This is a genomic window from uncultured Pseudoalteromonas sp., from assembly GCF_963922945.1.
Taxonomy (GTDB): Bacteria; Pseudomonadota; Gammaproteobacteria; order Enterobacterales; family Alteromonadaceae; genus Pseudoalteromonas.
This window is the reverse complement of the sequence record NZ_CAWUKC010000049.1, coordinates 1-18,587: the sequence shown is the minus strand read 5'-3', so window position 1 is coordinate 18,587 and position 18,587 is coordinate 1. Positions and strand designations below refer to the sequence as shown.

The 18,587-nt window shown below is 40.5% G+C and carries 16 protein-coding genes and 1 riboswitch; of the genes, 8 read left to right on the top strand and 8 right to left on the bottom strand.

The features are described from left to right. Positions 1–10: 10 nt before the first annotated feature. The 4 genes from AABI99_RS11485 to AABI99_RS11470 all read right to left on the bottom strand — a co-directional run bounded on the left by AABI99_RS11485 (position 11) and on the right by AABI99_RS11470 (position 2,750). On the bottom strand, positions 11–421 hold the full coding sequence (locus tag AABI99_RS11485; RefSeq protein WP_055015172.1) for a hypothetical protein: 411 nt from the start codon (positions 419–421) through the stop codon (positions 11–13). A gap of 239 nt (positions 422–660) precedes the next feature. Next, the gene (locus tag AABI99_RS11480; RefSeq protein WP_338365928.1) at positions 661–1,203 is read right to left on the bottom strand and encodes a M23 family metallopeptidase; all 543 of its coding nucleotides are present in this window, start codon (positions 1,201–1,203) and stop codon (positions 661–663) included. 196 nt (positions 1,204–1,399) lie between these two features. After that, on the bottom strand, positions 1,400–1,807 hold the full coding sequence (locus AABI99_RS11475) for a hypothetical protein (protein ID WP_338365918.1): 408 nt from the start codon (positions 1,805–1,807) through the stop codon (positions 1,400–1,402). Between the two features lie 535 nt (positions 1,808–2,342). Continuing rightward, complete coding sequence (locus AABI99_RS11470; protein WP_004587201.1) at positions 2,343–2,750, bottom strand: hypothetical protein; 408 nt, start codon at positions 2,748–2,750, stop codon at positions 2,343–2,345. 317 nt (positions 2,751–3,067) lie between these two features. Between AABI99_RS11470 and sbcB the strand changes: the two genes are divergently transcribed. Continuing rightward, positions 3,068–4,513, top strand: coding sequence for an exodeoxyribonuclease I (gene sbcB, locus AABI99_RS11465; RefSeq protein WP_338365917.1), 1,446 nt, complete (start codon positions 3,068–3,070; stop codon positions 4,511–4,513). A 520-nt stretch (positions 4,514–5,033) separates the two neighbouring features. Here sbcB and AABI99_RS11460 read toward each other — a convergent pair. After that, positions 5,034–5,915 carry an NAD(P)-dependent oxidoreductase gene (locus tag AABI99_RS11460; protein WP_338365916.1) on the bottom strand — a complete coding sequence of 294 codons (882 nt, stop codon included), beginning with the start codon at positions 5,913–5,915 and terminating at the stop codon, positions 5,034–5,036. A gap of 116 nt (positions 5,916–6,031) precedes the next feature. On the opposite strand from AABI99_RS11460, the gene AABI99_RS11455 reads away from it, so the two are divergent. Beyond that, the gene (locus tag AABI99_RS11455) at positions 6,032–6,583 is read left to right on the top strand and encodes a glutathione peroxidase (protein ID WP_338365915.1); all 552 of its coding nucleotides are present in this window, start codon (positions 6,032–6,034) and stop codon (positions 6,581–6,583) included. A 93-nt stretch (positions 6,584–6,676) separates the two neighbouring features. Next, positions 6,677–7,657 (top strand): 2-hydroxyacid dehydrogenase, encoded by a 981-nt coding sequence (locus AABI99_RS11450; protein ID WP_338365914.1) that lies wholly within the window; start codon positions 6,677–6,679, stop codon positions 7,655–7,657. A gap of 66 nt (positions 7,658–7,723) precedes the next feature. On the opposite strand, the gene AABI99_RS11445 is transcribed toward AABI99_RS11450, so the two are convergent. Continuing rightward, complete coding sequence (locus tag AABI99_RS11445) at positions 7,724–9,046, bottom strand: sodium-dependent transporter (RefSeq protein WP_338365913.1); 1,323 nt, start codon at positions 9,044–9,046, stop codon at positions 7,724–7,726. Positions 9,047–9,184: 138 nt separating this feature from the next. On the opposite strand from AABI99_RS11445, the gene AABI99_RS11440 reads away from it, so the two are divergent. After that, positions 9,185–9,928: a 4'-phosphopantetheinyl transferase superfamily protein gene (locus tag AABI99_RS11440; RefSeq protein ID WP_338365912.1), complete on the top strand. Its 744-nt coding sequence runs from the start codon at positions 9,185–9,187 to the stop codon at positions 9,926–9,928. Positions 9,929–9,930: 2 nt separating this feature from the next. On the opposite strand, the gene lysC is transcribed toward AABI99_RS11440, so the two are convergent. After that, positions 9,931–11,316, bottom strand: coding sequence for a lysine-sensitive aspartokinase 3 (gene lysC / locus AABI99_RS11435; RefSeq protein ID WP_338365911.1), 1,386 nt, complete (start codon positions 11,314–11,316; stop codon positions 9,931–9,933). 74 nt (positions 11,317–11,390) lie between these two features. Continuing rightward, a riboswitch (Lysine riboswitch) is annotated at positions 11,391–11,563 on the bottom strand. Positions 11,564–11,660: 97 nt separating this feature from the next. Then, on the bottom strand, positions 11,661–12,908 hold the full coding sequence (gene nhaD / locus AABI99_RS11430; RefSeq protein WP_338365910.1) for a sodium:proton antiporter NhaD: 1,248 nt from the start codon (positions 12,906–12,908) through the stop codon (positions 11,661–11,663). A 211-nt stretch (positions 12,909–13,119) separates the two neighbouring features. Here nhaD and AABI99_RS11425 point away from each other — a divergent pair, with 211 nt between their 5' ends. The 4 genes from AABI99_RS11425 (at position 13,120) to AABI99_RS11410 (ending at position 18,377) form a co-directional block, all read left to right on the top strand. Then, the gene (locus AABI99_RS11425; protein ID WP_338365909.1) at positions 13,120–14,391 is read left to right on the top strand and encodes a hypothetical protein; all 1,272 of its coding nucleotides are present in this window, start codon (positions 13,120–13,122) and stop codon (positions 14,389–14,391) included. A 3-nt stretch (positions 14,392–14,394) separates the two neighbouring features. After that, the gene (locus tag AABI99_RS11420) at positions 14,395–14,943 is read left to right on the top strand and encodes a hypothetical protein (protein WP_338365908.1); all 549 of its coding nucleotides are present in this window, start codon (positions 14,395–14,397) and stop codon (positions 14,941–14,943) included. Beyond that, positions 14,940–17,717, top strand: coding sequence for an ATPase (locus AABI99_RS11415; RefSeq protein WP_338365907.1), 2,778 nt, complete (start codon positions 14,940–14,942; stop codon positions 17,715–17,717). Before AABI99_RS11420 ends, AABI99_RS11415 begins: the two co-directional genes overlap by 4 nt. A gap of 108 nt (positions 17,718–17,825) precedes the next feature. Then, complete coding sequence (locus AABI99_RS11410) at positions 17,826–18,377, top strand: DUF4136 domain-containing protein (RefSeq protein ID WP_338365906.1); 552 nt, start codon at positions 17,826–17,828, stop codon at positions 18,375–18,377. The last annotated feature ends 210 nt before the right edge of the window (positions 18,378–18,587 follow it).

Here is an 18,587-nt window from a genome sequence, read left to right as displayed (position 1 = left end):
AGTAATAAATTTATAACGATAAATCTTCTTTAGCACGCGTTAAATTATGAGATACCAGTGAGTTTTTAGAGATTTGGTACGCTTCATATAAATCTGAAAGGCCTGCGGTATCTTTTTTGGCCATCATGCGGGCTACCCCACGGTTACTTAATGCAAACGATGTAAGTTCGCGTACTTTTAAACGTGGGCCGCGGCTTTCTTTTAATAAGGCTATTGCTTGTGTACAAATGGCTTCCGCTTCTGTGTAGTTTTTAGACTCTACATTAAGTGCACAGCTATTAAATGGCTGTTCAAACTCCGGCGCTGCTGTTACAGAATCTTCAATAACCATTAATTTGTAGTCACTTTGATCAGCCATTGCAGCAGCTGAGCAAGTTAAGAATGAGCCAAGAGCGATGGTTTTCAAAAGTGTACGTTTCATGATTATCTTCCTGTTTGGTTAGTCGTGCTTGTTGCCGACAAATTAACTTTAGATAAATCCTCTTGCCCCGACAAACGATAAAAACAAACCTAATAAGTGAGAAAATCTAACTTATAGACTTTAGTCTAATACCTACTGTAAATAGCGTTTCTTTCACTCTCAAAAAATACAGCAAAAACAAGCGAGTTAACTACGCTGGCAGTTAATTTGGTAAAGGCCCAGCTATAAGTAAAACTGGGTTAGTGAGCAGTCAATTTTTTATGCGGGTTTAAAAAAAACATTTTTTTCCACCCTTGGCTTTGTGTTGTATAAAGCCACGGCATAGGCATAAGCGATAATATAGAATAATGCACATGAGGTTGCTTTCCTGCAGCATTACCAGTATCGCCCAGTAAGCCAATTTGACTGTTTTTGCTAACTACATCCCCTGCGCTTACATTGTAGTCATTTAAATGTGCAAAATAATGCACTCGCCATTTTGCACCAAGTACCGCAACCACTTTGCCACCTCGGTTTAGTTCACCTGAAAAAATAACAATACCGCTTGTTGCTGCAACCACAGGTGTGTTTTTAGCGCCAAAAATATCAATGCCTTTATGCACACCCGAGCGCCCCCACGGCTCATACCAAAACGTATTGTTGTTCCAATCTTTACCTGTAGCGCCTTGCACAGGAATTACTAGCTTCTCAGGAATGAGTAAACCCACTATTAATAAAATAATAACTGCGCCCAAAGTCCACTTTAGTAGTTTCAATGCATTACCTTTGCTGTGAATAGTCATTAAATTATTAATGACGATACCTGAACGCATTGTGAGTATTATTAGAATTAAACATTTTTTTATGTTGATAACTCACAACTTTTTCGCAGACCTTACATCAAAAGCGCCATCTCAAGTATTTTATTACACGCACAAAAAAGCCCCTGCCTAATAAATTGCCAGGGGCTTTTTTGTGACTCTCGCTAATTAAATTGCTTTATAAGGCAAGCTCTTCTTTAGCGCGAGTTAAGTTATGAGACACTAATGTGTTTTCAGAGATTTGAACTGCTTCGTATAAATCAGCTAATGCTGCGGTATCGTTATGCGCTTTTAAACGTGCAACACCACGGTTGCTTAAAGCGTACGATGTAAGTTGGCGTACTTTAAATTTAGGGCCCTCTGCATCTTTTAATAGTGCAATAGCTTTAGTACAAACTTCTTCAGCTTGAGCGTAATTTTTAGATTTAACGTTAAGTGCGCAGCTATTGAATGACTCTTCTAGAGGCATTGGAGCTGTTTCGGTTTTAATAACCATAAGTTTGTAGTCACTTGAATCAGCCATTACAGCTGCTGAGCAAGTTAGTAATGAGCCAAGAGCGATGGTTTTTAAAAGTGTACGTTTCATGGTTTGTCTTTCCTAATTAAGTTAGTCGCGCTTGTTGCCGACAACTGAACTTTAGAGTAATAGCACAGCGCCGACAAACGAGAAAAACAAACTCAATAAGTGAAGAAAATTAACCTATAGACTTTAGTCTAATATATGTACAAATTTAAATATTTAACAGTGTGTAAACCTGCGTAATTACTGCTTGTTTTGAAAAAAGTTTTAAAACGAGTGTTATGCAGTAGCTACGCATACAAGCTAGTAAACTGTACAAAAATCAGTCTTTAAAATTTATTTTGTTTTTATGCTTTTGGCGACTTACTCTACGCTCGAGCCTTGCACTAAAAATGAAAAAACCAAACTGCACAAATAAAAACTGGTAATGCCATCCGATGCAACGCTAATTTCAAATAGCCGTAATTTACTCGTGACTTAACTTTCAGCTCTATTGTATTTAAAGCGTTTCTAACCGTGCAGCGCAAAAAGCCCATGTTAAGAATAAACCTAACATGGGCTTTTTATACACTGGCTTAATTAAAGCATGTTTAGTGCTTTTTTATAGCGCAAGCTCTTCTTTAGCAAGTGTTAAATTATGCGATACCATTGTACTGTTAGACATTTGCGCTGCCTCATACAAATCAGCAATAGCTGCTGTGTCATTATTAGATTTTAAGCGCGCAACACCACGGTTGCTTAACGCGAATGACGTAAGTTGGCGTACTTTAAATTTAGGGCCGTCTGCATCTTTTAAAAGTGCAATTGCTTTTGTACAAATTGCTTCAGCCTCTGCATAGTTTTTTGACTTAACATTAAGTGCGCAACTATTAAATGACTGCTCAATTGGCTGTGGTGCAGTTGCTTGTTCGATAACCATTAGTTTGTAGTCACTTGTATCAGCCATTACAGCAGCTGAGCAAGTTAATAAAGAGCCAAGAGCGATGGTTTTGATAAGTGAGCTTTTCATGATTATATTCCTGTTGAGTTAGTCGTGCTTGTTGCCGACAACTGAACTTTAGAGAATTACAATAAAACCGACAAACGATTAAAACAAAACCAATAAGTGAAGAAAATTAACTTATAGACTTTAGTCTAATACCAAACTAGTAAGCAATTCATAGCAAGTGCATTAACTATAATTAGTAAACACCACCTAATTTAACTCCCTTATCAAGCGCAAACCTATAAACTCCCTCGCCCATATGCCATAATCTAAATAATTCATTATTTTAGTAACTTGGCGCGTATTTAGGCGTTTTAAGTTAACTACTCAGGGTTTTTAGCATGGCATATCAAGAGCAAAATCAAGCAACAATCTACTGGCACGATTATGAGACGTGGGGGGCGAGCCCTCAAAAGGATAAGCCGAGCCAGTTTGCGGGAATTCGTACCGATCTTGATTTAAATATAATTGGCGAGCCGCTTATTGAATATTGTAAGCCGCAAGCGGATTACTTGCCTCACCCTGAGGCATGTTTAATTACCGGTATTACGCCACAAGTGGCGATGAAAAAAGGCTTGGTTGAGGCTGAGTTTATTGCAAAAATTCATGCCGAATTTAGTGCACCAAACACCTGTGTTGCTGGTTATAACAGTATTCGCTTTGATGATGAAGTAAGCCGTTATAGCTTTTATCGCAACTTTTATGACCCGTACGAGCGTGAATATAAAAACAATAATAGCCGCTGGGATATTATTGATTTAGTACGTGCTTGCTATGCGCTTCGCCCTGAGGGTATTGAATGGCCGTTAAAAGAAGACGGCAGCCCAAGTTTTAAGCTTGAACATTTAACCGTAGCCAACGGTATTGAACACGCTGCTGCGCACGATGCGCTAAGCGATGTAACCGCCACTATTGCACTGGCTAAACTAATAAAAGAAAAACAGCCAAAGCTTTATAACTTCTTTTTTGGGCTGCGTAATAAAAAAGCGCTTGCTGAATTGGTTGATGTATTTAACATGACGCCGTTGGTACATACTTCATCGCGCATTCCTGCAACGCAAGGCTGTACCACATGGGTGGCACCTATGAGCTTTCACCCGGTAAATAAAAACGCGGTTATTTGTTTTGATTTAACCCAAAGCCCGCAAGTATTGCTTGATTTAAATGTAGAAGAACTACGTAAGCGTTTATACACCAAGCGCATTGATTTAGCAGAAGGTGAACTACCTGTTGGCTTAAAACTGGTGCATTTAAACAAGTGCCCTATTTTAGCGCCTGCTAAAACATTATTGCCTGAAAACGCCGCCCGTTTAGGCATTGACCGCGAGCAATGCCTCGCTAATTTAGCTATTTTAAAGGCCAATACCGAGCTTCGCGATAAAGTAACTCAAGTGTTTAACGAAAAAGGCGATTACAGTGCCACCACTAACGTTGATTACCTACTTTACGATGGCTTTACCAGCCATGCCGACAAAGCTAAATTTGCGATTATTCGCGATGCTAAACCAGAGGAACTCGCTGGCTTAAATTTAGATTTTGAAGATAAAAAGTTTAATACATTACTATTTAGATACCGCGCACGAAACTGGCCAGAAACGCTCAACCAGCAAGAGCTTGACCAATGGCGCCAGTATTGCCAAAACAAATTAATGCACGGGGAAGATCAACCCTCTATCAGTGCACAAGATTTTATGATCACTCTCGAAAACTTGGCCCATGAGCACGACGACAGCGAAAAAAACCTGACCATTTTAAAGGCTTTATATAATTACGCGCAAAGCATGTAATTTAAATTTGTGTAGAACACTTTTAAAAGGCGATGCTTAGCAATAAAGTATCGCGTTTTTTGTTTTATATAACTTCATTACTATAAGCAAAGCCTAAAAATCCTTGCACAAAGAGAAACAAATGAGGAGCAAATGAGAAGACATAAGCTATTAATTGTTTTAATAAATCTCTTCCTCTCAAAGCGCAGCGCCTCTTCTCCTCTTTGTGAATAAGTCACTTACGGGCTTTGCCCGTCACGCAAGCAAGCTTGGCGTCTACAAGTAAAACCCATACCTACACCTTGATGGTAGGCGTAGAGCTTGCTCACGTGAAAAGCGCAAATTTTTAAATTAAAAAATAATCCACAAAGAGAAACAAATGAGGAGTAAATGAGAAGACATAAGCCATTAATCGTTTTAAATAAATCTCTTCCTCTCAAAGCGCAGCGCCTCTTCTCCTCTTTGTGCATAAATCGCTTTACGGGCTTTGATCATCACGTAAGCAAGCTTCGCGTTTACATTGATATACTCAATGTAGACGTTATTTTTTATGCAGCGCTTCTATTCGTGCAAGTAAGCTTGATGTATCGTATCGGCCTCCACCGAGTGCTTGTACATCGGCGTAATATTGATCAACCGTGGCCGTCATCGGAAGTGTTGCGCCATTATTTTTAGCTTCATCAAGCGCGATGCCTAAATCTTTGCGCATCCAATCTACTGCAAAACCAAACTCGTACTCTCCTGCCCACATTGTTTTGTAACGGTTTTCCATTTGCCACGACCCCGCAGCCCCTTTTGAAATGGTTTCAATTACTTTTTCACCATCAAGGCCTGCTTGCTTGGCAAAATGTAGGCCTTCTGCTAGTCCTTGCACTACGCCGGCAATACAAATTTGATTAACCATTTTACATAATTGCCCTGCGCCCACATCGCCTAATAACTGGCTAAAACGGCTATAGGATGCCATTACGGGTTGCACTTTAGTAAAAATAGCTTCGTTACCGCCTGCCATGACTGTAAGTACGCCGTTTTCAGCACCTGCTTGTCCGCCTGATACGGGTGCGTCTATAAAATCGATATTTTGTAAGGCTGCTTGTTCTGCTACTTCACGGGCTACTTCGGCCGATGTAGTGGTATGGTCAACCAAAATGCTATTAACGGCCATCCCCGCTAAAACACCATTTTCACCATAAACAACCGCACGTAAGTCATCATCATTACCTACACACATAAATACAATATCAGCATTAATAGCAGCTTCTCGCGGCGTGGTAGCAAAGCTTCCTGCATACTCATTTACCCAGCTTTGCGCCTTTGCTTGAGTGCGGTTATATACACACACATTAAAGCCCGCTTTTGCTAAATGCCCCGCCATTGGGTAACCCATTACCCCTAAACCTATAAATGCAACATTGATTGACATAAAAGTGCCTTATTTTCCTGCTAACTTAGAAACTATGCCCGATTATGTCAATCGGCTGCTTAAAAAGCGAATTAAGTCTTAATAAATTTCCAACGTAAGGAAATAAGTAGGTAACCATGGATAGTATTTATCAATTTAGTGCCCCTTTATATAACAGCGAAAGCTTTGCGCTTAGCCAGCTAAAAGGCAAAACAGTACTTATTGTTAATACAGCAAGTAAATGTAATTTTTCGGTGCAATTAAGTTCGCTAGAGAAGCTTTATCAAGAATATAAAAACAGCGGTTTCACTATATTAGCGTTTCCGTGCCATCAATTTGGCCAAAACGAGCCGCTTGATAATTTAGCCATTAAAGACTTTTATCAAGCTCAGTTTAATGTCTCGTTTGAAGTATTTGGTAAGGTAATGGTAAACGGCCCTGAAGCACACCCGCTGTTTAATTATTTAAAAGCGCACACACGTGGTATTTCGCAAAACCGCGCCGTAAAGTGGAACTTTACTAAATTTTTGATTAATAGTGATGGGCAGCTAGTTGCACGTTACGCACCACGCACCAAGCCCGAAACACTCAAACAAGTAATAGAGGCTAATTTACAAAGCTTGCCACAAAAAAGTAGCTATAAAAGCACTAGGTTAACCCCTAACTTTAATGCATTAAAAGGCATTTAGTTATTTTAAATCAATAAAGTGAAGCTTATTAAAGCGCATTTCCTAAAAGTAGTTTAATGTTAAAGGTAAACCCATTATTTTGGAGTTAACAACATGAACATTGCTTTTTTTAGTACGCAAAAATACGAGCAGCCTTTTTTTAAGCGCAGTACTAACAAACACCCTCAAATAGAGATTTGTTACTTTGAGCAATCACTTAACGAGCAAACCGCCCTATTAGCCAAAGATTTTGAAGCCGTATGCGTGTTTGTAAACGACACGGTCAATGCAGTCGTAATAGAGCAATTGGCAGAGCTTGGTGTGAGTACTATTTTACTTCGCTGTGCAGGGTTTAATAATGTTGATTTAATTGCCGCCAAAGCACACAATATTAAGGTATTAAGAGTACCCGCATACAGCCCAGAAGCCGTAGCTGAGCATTGTGTTGCACTTATGCTTACCCTTAGCCGTAAAACACATAAAGCCTATAACCGCGTACGCGAAGACAACTTTGATTTAAACGGTTTATTAGGCTTTAACTTACACGGCAAAACAGTTGGCATTATAGGCTGTGGTAAAATTGGCCTTGCCCTTTGTAATATTTTAAATGGCTTTGGCGCACATGTTTTAGTGTGCGATCCTTATGCAACACCTGGCAACTACACCATTACCAATTTAGATTCGCTGCTTACTCAAAGCGATATAATTTCACTGCACTGCCCACTGAATGAGCAAACACACCATTTAATAAACGACGATGCATTTAGTAAAATGAAACCCGGCGTTATGCTTATTAACACATCGCGCGGTGCCCTGCTTAATAGTAAAGCATGCATAAAGGCACTTAAAACTAAAAAACTCGGCTATTTAGGGCTTGATGTGTACGAGCAAGAGTCTGAGCTGTTTTTTAAAAACCATAGCGACGAAATAAACCAAGACGATATATTCTCGCGCTTAGTGAGCTTTAAAAACGTATTAATAACTGGCCACCAAGGCTTTTTTACTCAAGAAGCCCTTAGCGAAATTGCCAATACAACCATACAAAACGCAATAGAAGTTAATGAAAACAAACCTTTGAGCAATGAGGTGCTATGAAGCCGTAGGCGGTTAATTTAGCTATACCCGTTATACTATTTATATAATAGATATAGCTAAATGCCTTTAACCAAACGCAACATTAGCAAAAACAAGGGTCATTAAAACTGGGCACACAAAACGGATGTATTGGGAAAACCAGTAATGAGCACCTGTTGTTGCTTGGCGCAATTTATTACCCCGGTGCCACATCCAACCTGCAGTTATAAAATAAAATAGCCCCATGAGAGGCAGCTGGTATTGCGTAAATACCATGATAACTAAACCAAATAACCATTCAAAGTTAAGTATTATTGTACTGGCGCATAGCAACACAACTAGACTGACAGCCCAGGTCGCTTTAGTGCGATCAACACTATGGTTTTCAACTAAAAATGCAACAGGTATTTCTGTGGTAGAGATAGTGGATGTAACCGAGGCAATCGACATAAGCACAAAAAATAACAAGCCTATGAGCAAGCCCACCTGGCCCATAGTACTAAAAAGCTCAGGCAAAATGGCAAATATTAGTTGCCCTTCACCTATTAGTTTACCACCACTAAACACTTCTACCCCGTTGTATTGAGCAACATAAATCGCAGGTACAATCAATAAACCCGCTAAAAATGCTACGCTCGTGTCAAGTAGTGCAACGCTTGCAGTTAACTTTGGCAAGTTAGCATCTGGCTGCAAGTACGAGCCGTAAATCATCATACAGCCCACTCCTAATGAGAGCGAAAAAAACGCCTGCCCCATTGCGGCAATAATTAAATTTGGGTCAAGCACTTGGCTAAAATCAGGTATTAAATACGCAGTAAAACCTTCGCTTGCGCCATCTAGGCTAGCTATGTAAACAATTAGACCAACCAATAAAATTAATAGTAACGGCATTAAACGACGTGACCAGGTTTCAATACCTGATTTAACCCCTTTTAAAATAATACTGGCAGTTAAAATAAGCATAAGCGGGGTAAATATAAAATTACGCAGTACTGAGTCACTATGCAAAAACTCGCTCACGGCATTAAAACCAAAAAATGTAGTAATAGGCTCTATCGCGTATGAGAGCATCCACCCAGCGACAATAGAGTAAAAGCTAAGCATAATCACAGCACCAGCAAGTCCAATATAGCCAGCCGCAGCGCCTATTTTTTTATTGGTATTTTGCCATGCGTTACCCAATGCTTTTACTGGATTTGCTTGCGCGTGGTGGCCTAAATATAGCTCTGTATAAAGTGCCGGTAGCGCAAGTAAAAATATAACTACAAAATAAACCAATAAAAAAGCACCGCCGCCATGGTTGGCCGCCTGCGTAGGAAAACCCCAAATATTACCTAAACCCACTGCTGCGCCTGCAGCGGCTAAAACAAAGCCAAACCGGCTCTGAAATCCATCACGCACTTGTGCCATACACCTACAAATCTGTTATTATTTGATTATTGTGAATTAAACCATATTTCATGCCAACTGAGTAATAAAATTGCTCTATGTATAAATAACCGCTGTTAACCGCTCATAAATACAGCGACTCACCCATTTAAAGCATTTATGACCACAGATTACTTTGAAAACACCTTACGCATAACCTCAACTCAACTAGCAAATTTGCCTATGGTAAACAAAGGTATTTTATTATTTGATGCAGCAAAGCTTGATGTAAGTCAGTTTAATTTGCCTGATTCCTTAAGTCCGTTTGAGCTAAGCGTTATAAACCGCCGTAAAAGCCCACAAGCAAAACAAGAATACTTGGCTACCCGTATATTGCTAAAACAGCTGGTTAAAATAGCTAAGCCACAATACGCAAACACACCGCTATATAATATGAGCACTCAATTTGACGAAGTAAGCGCTAAACTACAGTTGCATGTTAATGGCGAAATTATTAATACCTGTATTTCACACTCTCACAGTTTTGTTGGCGTAGCACTTAACTTAGCTAATACCGAGTTTGGTTTTGATATTGAAAAAATAAGCTTAAAGCGCCCATTTGAAAAACTCGCTAAGCATTTTTATCACGCAGACGAGATAACCCTAATTACCAAGCCAAGTAATACGCAAGCCCAAGCTAATACCTTTTTTAGAATTTGGACATTAAAAGAGTCGCTTGCTAAAGCCACTAGCCGCCCTATTGCACATTTGCTTAGCCCTAACGTATTTAGTGAGTTATCTTTGCAAGACCTTACAGTATCGAGTAACAATATAACCGTTGAAAATGAGCTGTTTGACATAAGCGTAGTGCATAAAAAAAGCACCGAATGGCGGTGCTTTTTAATCAAAAATCTGACTTTATAAACTTAGGCTGCGCTTTCTAGTAAGCGGCTATGTATAGCTTGTACCACAGCATCTGATTCACTTTGCTCTACTAAAAAGCATAAATTGTGCTTACTTGCACCGTGGCAAATTAAGCGAATATTAAATTCTTTTAAAACGTTCATTAAGTTCATTTCGTGTTGGCGAAGCTGTATTTCTGAGCCTATCAGCGCCACTAGCGTTAAGTTATTTTCAACCGATACATGGCAAAATTCTGCAAGCTTATCTAAACACGCTTGCTCAAGCTCAGGGCGCGAGGCATTCGGCGCGTTATCAAGGGTAATGGCTACGCTAATCTCTGAGGTAGTCACTAAATCTACCGATATATTAAACTCACTTAAAATGGTAAACACGCGGGCTAAAAAACCACTCGCTAATAACATTTCAGGGCTTTTAAGCGTAAGCAGAATTTGGTTTTTACGCTGCGTTACAGCGCGTATGCCTGGCTGCTGCGATTTTTCGCGCTCAATCCACGTACCACCGCGCTCTGGCTCGCGGCTAGAACCTACAAATACATTAATGTGACTACGGCTTGCTGGTAAAATGGTAGCTGGGTGCAATACTTTTGCCCCAAAGGTGGCCATTTCTGCCGCTTCGTCAAAGCTTAAACGGGCAATTGGCGTTGCTTTTGCACACAAACGCGGGTCTGTGCTAAAAATACCCACTACGTCGGTCCAAATATGTACGCTTTTCGCGTTAATTGCCTCAGCAAGTAATGCTGCGCTGTAATCTGAGCCACCACGGCCAAGCGTAGTTGTTTGGCCAAATTCGTCGCACCCAATAAAGCCTTGTGTCACAATTACTTGCTCATCTAACAGCGGAATTAAAACTTCTTTAGCTGCTTGCGCTGTGGCTTTTACATTAGGTGTTGCTTTACCAAACTGGCTGTCGGTTTTAAGCACTTTTCGTACATCAAAACGGTCGGCGTTTAACCCCTTTAAACGTAGCACTTGCGCAAATAAGTACGACGATAAGCGCTCACCAAAACTAAGTAGCTCATCGTGCTGCTTATCGGTTGTGAGTGTCTCAATTGCCAGTGCTTGAAATGCTTTTAACGTTTCGTTAAAGCCTACAGCTAAATCAGCATCAAGCGATAACTCATCTAAAATAGCGTGCTGAATAGCTAGCACGCCGTCAATGTGCTCTTGGCGCTGAGCTTCACTGAGTTCAGGTTTACACAGTGCAACTAAGTGGTTAGTCACACCGGCGCTAGCGCTCACTGCTACAATACGTACGCTTTTATCTGCAGCAATAATTTCGCTGCAGCGACTCATCGCTTCAAAGTTTGCAACACTGGTTCCGCCAAATTTGGCAACGATGTAATCTGATTTTGCGCCTGGTACTGGTTGTGGCACTGATTGGGTAGTCATTTCGTCTCCTTTCGCGGTATCCAAACCGCTAAAAAACAAGAAGAACTTGGCAAAGGAATGCATGTGATGTGTCCGCTGCCAGAAGCTCTCCACCTAAGTTGGTGACAGTTTTGGGGATTCAGCCCCATAAACCGAAAAACAATAGCGACGTACTAGTGTTTTCCTCGGCGAGTACTTCCCTCTTTAATGGTTATGGGCGTTCGTCACCTACCATTAAATACCTAAGTATCGCACCTCTTCTGAATGTTTCATTAACCATAGGTTAAAAAACAAAACCCCACTATAGTAGTGGGATTTTGAAAGTTATCGTTTAGACGTCTAGGTGTCAAGCATTTATACAAAAATTAAATGAACCCACCCATTAAGTAGGCGCCTGAATAACCTACGGTATAACAAATTAACAATTGCAGCGATAATTTAAAATAGCTAGTAAAAGTAAGCGCTTTAAGTTTGCTCATCGCAATAATACCCGCTGCCGAGCCAATAATAAGCATAGACCCACCTACACCTGTTGCATAGGTAAACGACAGCCAATGCTGCTGGCTCATAACTATATTTGCTTTTAATAGTGCTGCGGTAAGCGGTACGTTATCAACCCCCGCTGAGAGTATACCCATTAAATAGTTAGCGTACTCAGGCGCCATCACTGTGTATAAATCAGTAAATTTACTTAAAATACCAATCTCTTTTAATGCGCCAACAAGTAACAGTACACCGACAAAAAACAATAGCGTGTCATATTCTATGTCGCGCACAAAATCAATAATATCCTTGTTTATATCTTTTTTGCGCATTAAAAATTGCGCCACTAAAAACATAACCGATAAACCAAACAAAAACGTTAACATAGGAGGAACGCTATAAACAACGCTGAGTGTCAGTGTGCTTATCACCGTTGATAAGAATATGATAGCTATGGAAATATCGGTTTTTTCAATACGTTTTATTTGTGAGCGGGTAAATTCTACCTGCCCTTTCATTCCTATTGAAAGTAAAAGCGCCAGTAACATTACACTTATAAATGCCGGAGCTATGAGTAATAACAAATTACCTATGGTGACTTTGCCATCTAAAAATATCATTAAGGTAGTTACATCACCGGTAATGAGTGACACCCCACCCGAGTTAACACCAAATACAATAAGAGTGGCATATTTAATGAGCTTTTTAGTTTCAAGATTTAACGACATAACCACAGCTAACGATATTAGCGTAGCGGTAACGTTGTCAGAAATCGACGAAAACAAAAAAGCAAAACCACCTACTAAAAACATAAGCTGGCGTTCGCTAATACGCTGAGGCATTACTCGGTGCACAATGTTTTCTATAAACCCTTTTGAATTTAAATACGCAACAAAGGTCATGGCCGCCATTAAAAATAACCACAAAGAGGCTATCTCTAATATGTTTTCGTTAAGAAGGTGCTCAATAGTGGCGGGGCTTTGCCCGTGAAGAGGGTTAATAAAGAGTATAATCCAACAAAGCGTACCAAAAAATAAGGTCGTTTTAGCTTTATTAACATGAATTATATCTTCTACAACGATCAGTAAAAATGCAATCGCTATCAGGGTTAAAATTATCGCGGGGACCATGGTAGTTAACTAACCTTTGATATAGTTTAAAAGAACACACAAAAATCACACTATTGTGTGTGCCCATTTTCGGCGCGAATTCTAGCACCGCCCACATGCAAAAACTATTATTAAATGGTCTTAAAAACGAATACTATTTACTGGTAGAATACGTAATAATGAGTCAACTTTAATAACTCAATAATAAACTACTAGGATGTTGTAACCTCTTATGATCCCAGCTAAAAAGCTGCTAAATACCCTTAGCGAACATTGGGGTGTGTTAGAGCTATTATTTAAACGTTTTAAAATGGCCGACTTTAGCCTAAAAGACGTACAATATGCCATTAAGCAAAAGCAGCCTACATGGACAAACGAGCGCATATACAAAGAAACAAATCGGTTGCTCAATCAAGATATACTCATTCCATTGGCTAAGTCTTCTCAGCTTGAAATTAACCGTGCCATTGCCGACTTTGCCACCTTTTTATTACAAGAAGAACACCTAGGCTTAGCACAAGAAATTAGCGTTTTAGTTGATGATTTAGCCCGTTTAGGTAAGCGTTTAGATAGCGCAGGTAGCATGGAAGACTACGACGATTTACGCCGTTTTAGCCGCATTATGGATGATCGGGTACGTAAAATAATGAAGCTCTACGCGCACAACGAAAACGCCATATTAAACATTGTTGAACAAGCTAAATCTGACCACGCGGTGCAATCGTTGCAAAAGCGCTATAAAGCGGTAATAGAAGCCTTTGACGAATACATAGAGCCCATGCTTGAAATGGTCGATATTCGCGGTGACTTTCACGCCTGCTTTACAACTATTGAGCAACAAATAAGTAAGCAAATAGAGCACATTGAACGCTCAGGCAAAGCCTACAACGACAAACGTATGCTTGAGCAATTGCGTACACGTATACTCGAAATGCATTTAGTCGGCCGAGAAAGCTTACGTAAAAGTGCCGATATGCTGATGCCACTGCGCGAAGAACTACGCCGTAATAACTTAATTACCCGCCAAGCGGCAAAAGTGCTCGGCTTGGTGCGTAAAAATGGCGTAGACAACATGCTGAGTGCGGTACAGCCTAACTTTGTAAGCGATGCGCAGCGCTATTCGCTTGGGCAGCAGCGTCATATAGTTGCCTATATGGCAAGCTTGGTAGAATTTGAACACGAAGAATACCAGCTCCCAGAGCAACAAGACGTGCCGGCATTTGTTACGCCAAACATTCCTAATTACCACGATGTTAAAACACGCTTTGCAAAACGCTTTAATAAAAAACGTAAAAAGCCCCAACCATTACTGCAATTTTTAGACGAAAGCTACCCCGAGCTAGACGCCGACGAAATGCTATTTTTATATCAAAAACTAGTCAGCGACAGTGAAGTTCACATAAGCCAAAGCGATGAAAAAACACGCTTAAAAATTGCCGGCCAACACTTTTCGTTATACCCATTTAATTCTGCGCCTCAGCCAGATACACAGGCAGACGAGTAACACATGACACAAATAAACCTAAACGAGCTTGCGCACCTACAAGCCATTAATAAAAAATTAGGTGCGGGTTATCATATTTGCGAACAAGACAACGTAATGTGGCAAGAGCTTGACCAACACATAGAATCTTATAGCGCCTTATTTAGCGCCCTTGGCCATGAGTTAAAACACGACAGCCGCGGCTTTTACTACTTTGCCAGCGACGAAAGCACGCCAAACATGGGTAAAATATCCCGTGCTATTGCACTGACTATTTACATTTTAATTGAGCACTTTGCCAATACGGGTAAAGACCCAATGCGTGCCCTATTTGATGAAGTAAACGATTTAGAACTGATGCAAACCTTAGTGCAAATTAATAAGCACTTGTTTGATCAGCTTGAGATATTTTCGGGCTCAGATTTACGCAAAGACGTATACCTGCGCATGGTACGTTTAGGCCTTGCCCGCGAAGTAGAAGGCGGCTTTATGCTACAAGCACCTATTCACCGCTATATCGATGCACTTATGGAAGTAAACGAAGAAACCTACATTACAGAGGACGAGCAATGAAAAACTTATACGGACTGAGTAAACTCGCCCTACTTAATACCGCAGGCTATGCAAAATGTGTGATCCCACTTGATAAAAGCAGCTCTATTTGTGCGCCAAACAATACCGGTAAAAGCTCGGTTATTAACGCCTTGCAGTTTCCGCTAATAAACGATTTACGCCTAACCGAGTGGGACGGGCACGACTTAGATGAAACCCGTAAGTTTTATTTTTCATCAGATCAGTCGTACATTTTACTCGAAGCTAACCTCCCCCATGGCTCGGTCGTTATTGGTGTGGCCGGCCTTGGTAAAATAGCCGGTTACGCGCATCAGTACTTTTGTTATCAGGGCAAACTTGATTTAGCGCAGTACACGCAAGGTAATACCATAATTAAATTTACCAAGCTGTTTAATCATTTAAAAACGCAAGGTTACAACCCAATAGAGCTAAAAGCACAAGAGCTAAACGCCCTACTGACCGGCGGCGCTACCCCGTTTGACGGCGATATTAATTTAAAAATGATACCGCTTAATAATGTGCAAGACTCCGCCATTTATAAAGAAATATTTAGGCGTATTCTTAACTTACACAAATTGGGCGCAAGCGATGTTAAACGCTTCATGCTGCGTGTGTTTGAACGCCATATGTCAAACTCAAAGGTCGATTTTTACGAAGTCTGGCGTCGCTCGTTTGATAAAGTAAACCGCGCTAAACGCGAATTAAAAGCGCTTGAATCAATGCAAGAGCCAATAACAGCGCTTGAATCAATGCTTGAAAACCAAACCGTGCTTAAAGGTAAGTTAGCAGCCTACGCACCAAAAATTGATCAAGCTCTAATAGACTTTGACATCTACCAAGAAGAGCAACTAAGCGAACTCGCCATTGCCCTTGAGGACATAGAGCACGAAAAACACGAGTTTGAACAAAAGCAAAGCCTATACGTACAGCAATCGCGCGATATAGAGCGCAAACAAACGCAAATTGAGCAGTGGTTTTTAGATTACAGCGCGCTAAAAAGCGAGTTTGAACTGGTAAATAAAGCCACCCTTAAAGCAAACCTTGGCCAACTTAAACAAGACTACGAGTCGCTCTCGCACTCTATTACCAGCGCACAAGGGCAAAGCTTACACACCCTTGATTACCGCATTAACGAAACGCAAAAACAAATTAAAAGCTTAAAACTGCAGCTTAAAAACCTTGAGTTTAATTTGTTTACTCGAATGCGCGAAGACCTATCACTTAAAGAGGTAGAAGAAATATCGCGCATCTTAAATCCCGATATACTCTCGTTTGCCACTACCAGCAATGGCGATATCACCATTGATGATGAAGACGCCTTTGGGGAGTTTTTATCGCTATTAAGCGAAAAAGTTAAAGGCGGTGTACTAACCCTTCCAGGGGCAAGCATTAAGCTTAAAAAGCTCTCGCCTGTGCAAATGCAAAGCGGCGAAAACAAAGCCCAGCTTAGCGCTCAGCTAGACGCACTGGAACGCTCGTTAAAAGAATTTAAACAACAGCGCGAAGTAGCCGCTAACGTGGCCGATAAACAAAAAGAAAAAGATGCACTTTACGATGAGCTAATGAGCGCAGAGAGTGCCTTAAAACGCTTAGAGCAATTTGAGGTAATGCAGCAGTCGGTAGAAGCGCAATCCATGCTAAAAGAGCAGTTATTAGCAGAGCGCGAACAAGTTGACGACTACCTGCAAGATATTCAAAAAAATAGTGGCTCAATTGCAGATAGACGCTCGTTAATTAAATCTAAACAAGAGCAAATTAATCGCCAAACCGAACGTCTACGCCAAGTTAAAAGTGAGCGAATTGACCACACCCTCGATTTATACAGCGGGAAAGTAACCCCGTACATGATTGATATAACAGTCGATTTTGATAACTTAAGCGACTTAGTACATCACTTTAATAAAGACTGCCAAGAGCTGCGCAATTTTGACATAAACGTGCGTAATACCTATTTGCATGTATATAATGCGGGCATTACTAAGTTCGATAACGAAAACGACGAATTTACTAAATACCAAAAGTTGATTAGCGCGTTTCATAACCTTGATAACGAACGCGATGCGGTTGAGCGCCAAGGCCGCGTAGCCCTAACCGAAGTAGCCGCCACCATTAAAGGCTTACGCGAAGACTTAGACCGCCTTCGCCGCGAAATGAACAGCTTTAATAAAGGGATAAGTCAGCACCGTATTTCTAACTTGCAAGCGTTTAAAATTAACGTAATACCGCGCAAAATGCTGGTTGACAGTATTGATACTATTATCAGCACGTCGCATCAGTTTGAACAAGGCGACACCCTTGATTTATTAAGCCAAGAACCTTACAGCGAAAGCGCGGTAAACGAAGCAAAAGATCATTTAATAAAACTTGCCTCAGATAAAGCAGGTCTCACCTTAACTGATTTGTTCGACATTCGTTTTGAAGTGGTAAACCGCGCAGGCGAAACCGAACACTTTGAAAAAATCGATTCAGCCGGTTCAAACGGCACTCGCATTACTATTAAGTTATTATGTGGCATGTTGTTTATTCGTTACTTATTAAGCGATCAAGAACAAAACCTTTACCGTATACCTATTTATATAGATGAAGCGGCCGACATTGATCCGCAAAACCAAAAAGCAATCATAGAAACGGCACTGAGCTTTGGCTTTGTGCCAATTTTTGCCTCGGTTAAGCCGCAAGTAAGCTGTGATTACATTGTACCTATTCGTTCAGTAAAGGATGGCGCCCAAAACTGGGTAGACGAAAAAGACTGGATCGAAGTTGAACACAGTTAATTGGCCGTTAAGGCAAACTAACTAAACTAAAATATAGGACGTTAAACTAATACACATTTAAACCATGTGTGTTATTTTAAATTAACGCATTTTATTGGAGCAAAGGTAATGAAAAATATACTTATTGTTGCAGCGCTAGCACTACTTACAGCCTGTACGCAAACCCCAGACTGGGATTACGACAAATCAGCCAACTTTAGTAATTTTAAAACATTTGCTTGGGTAGAAAACGCGAGCCTAACTAAAGACACCACAAACTACCAAATTAACGGCTTAATGGAAAAACGTGTACGTACTGCCGTTAATAAAGAGCTTAGCCAAACATTAGGTATGAGCTTAGTAGACCCTGCCCAAGCTGACGTACTCGTTAATTACCATGCATCGGTAGATAAAGAGCTAGAAGTAGACAGCTTTAACGTAGGCTACGGCGCACGTTGGGGGTACTGGGGCACAGGTTTTCAACGCGATATTAGCGCCCGTGAATACGAAGTGGGTACGTTAGTGATTGATATTATTGACCGCGAATCAAACCAACTTGTATGGCGCGGCGCAAAAGAAGGCCGTTTAAAGAAAAAACAATCGCCTGAACAACGCGAAGCATCAATTAAAGAAACCGTCGCTAATATTTTAAGCAACTTCCCGCCGCAAAAGCAGCAGTAAGTTAAAATTAGCGTTAAGTAACTTTTAAAAAGCTCACAATATGTGAGCTTTTTTGATGCGTGTATATTTTGGTGCTGCAGAGCTAAATAATTACGAGCTTCGCTCGTCACGTCAGCAAACTGCACGTCTACAAAAATCACCGTGTTAAACTTTACCTGTAGATACCATCTCTCATTTTAAGCTTCAAGGTCGTATTTAACTTTCTTGGAG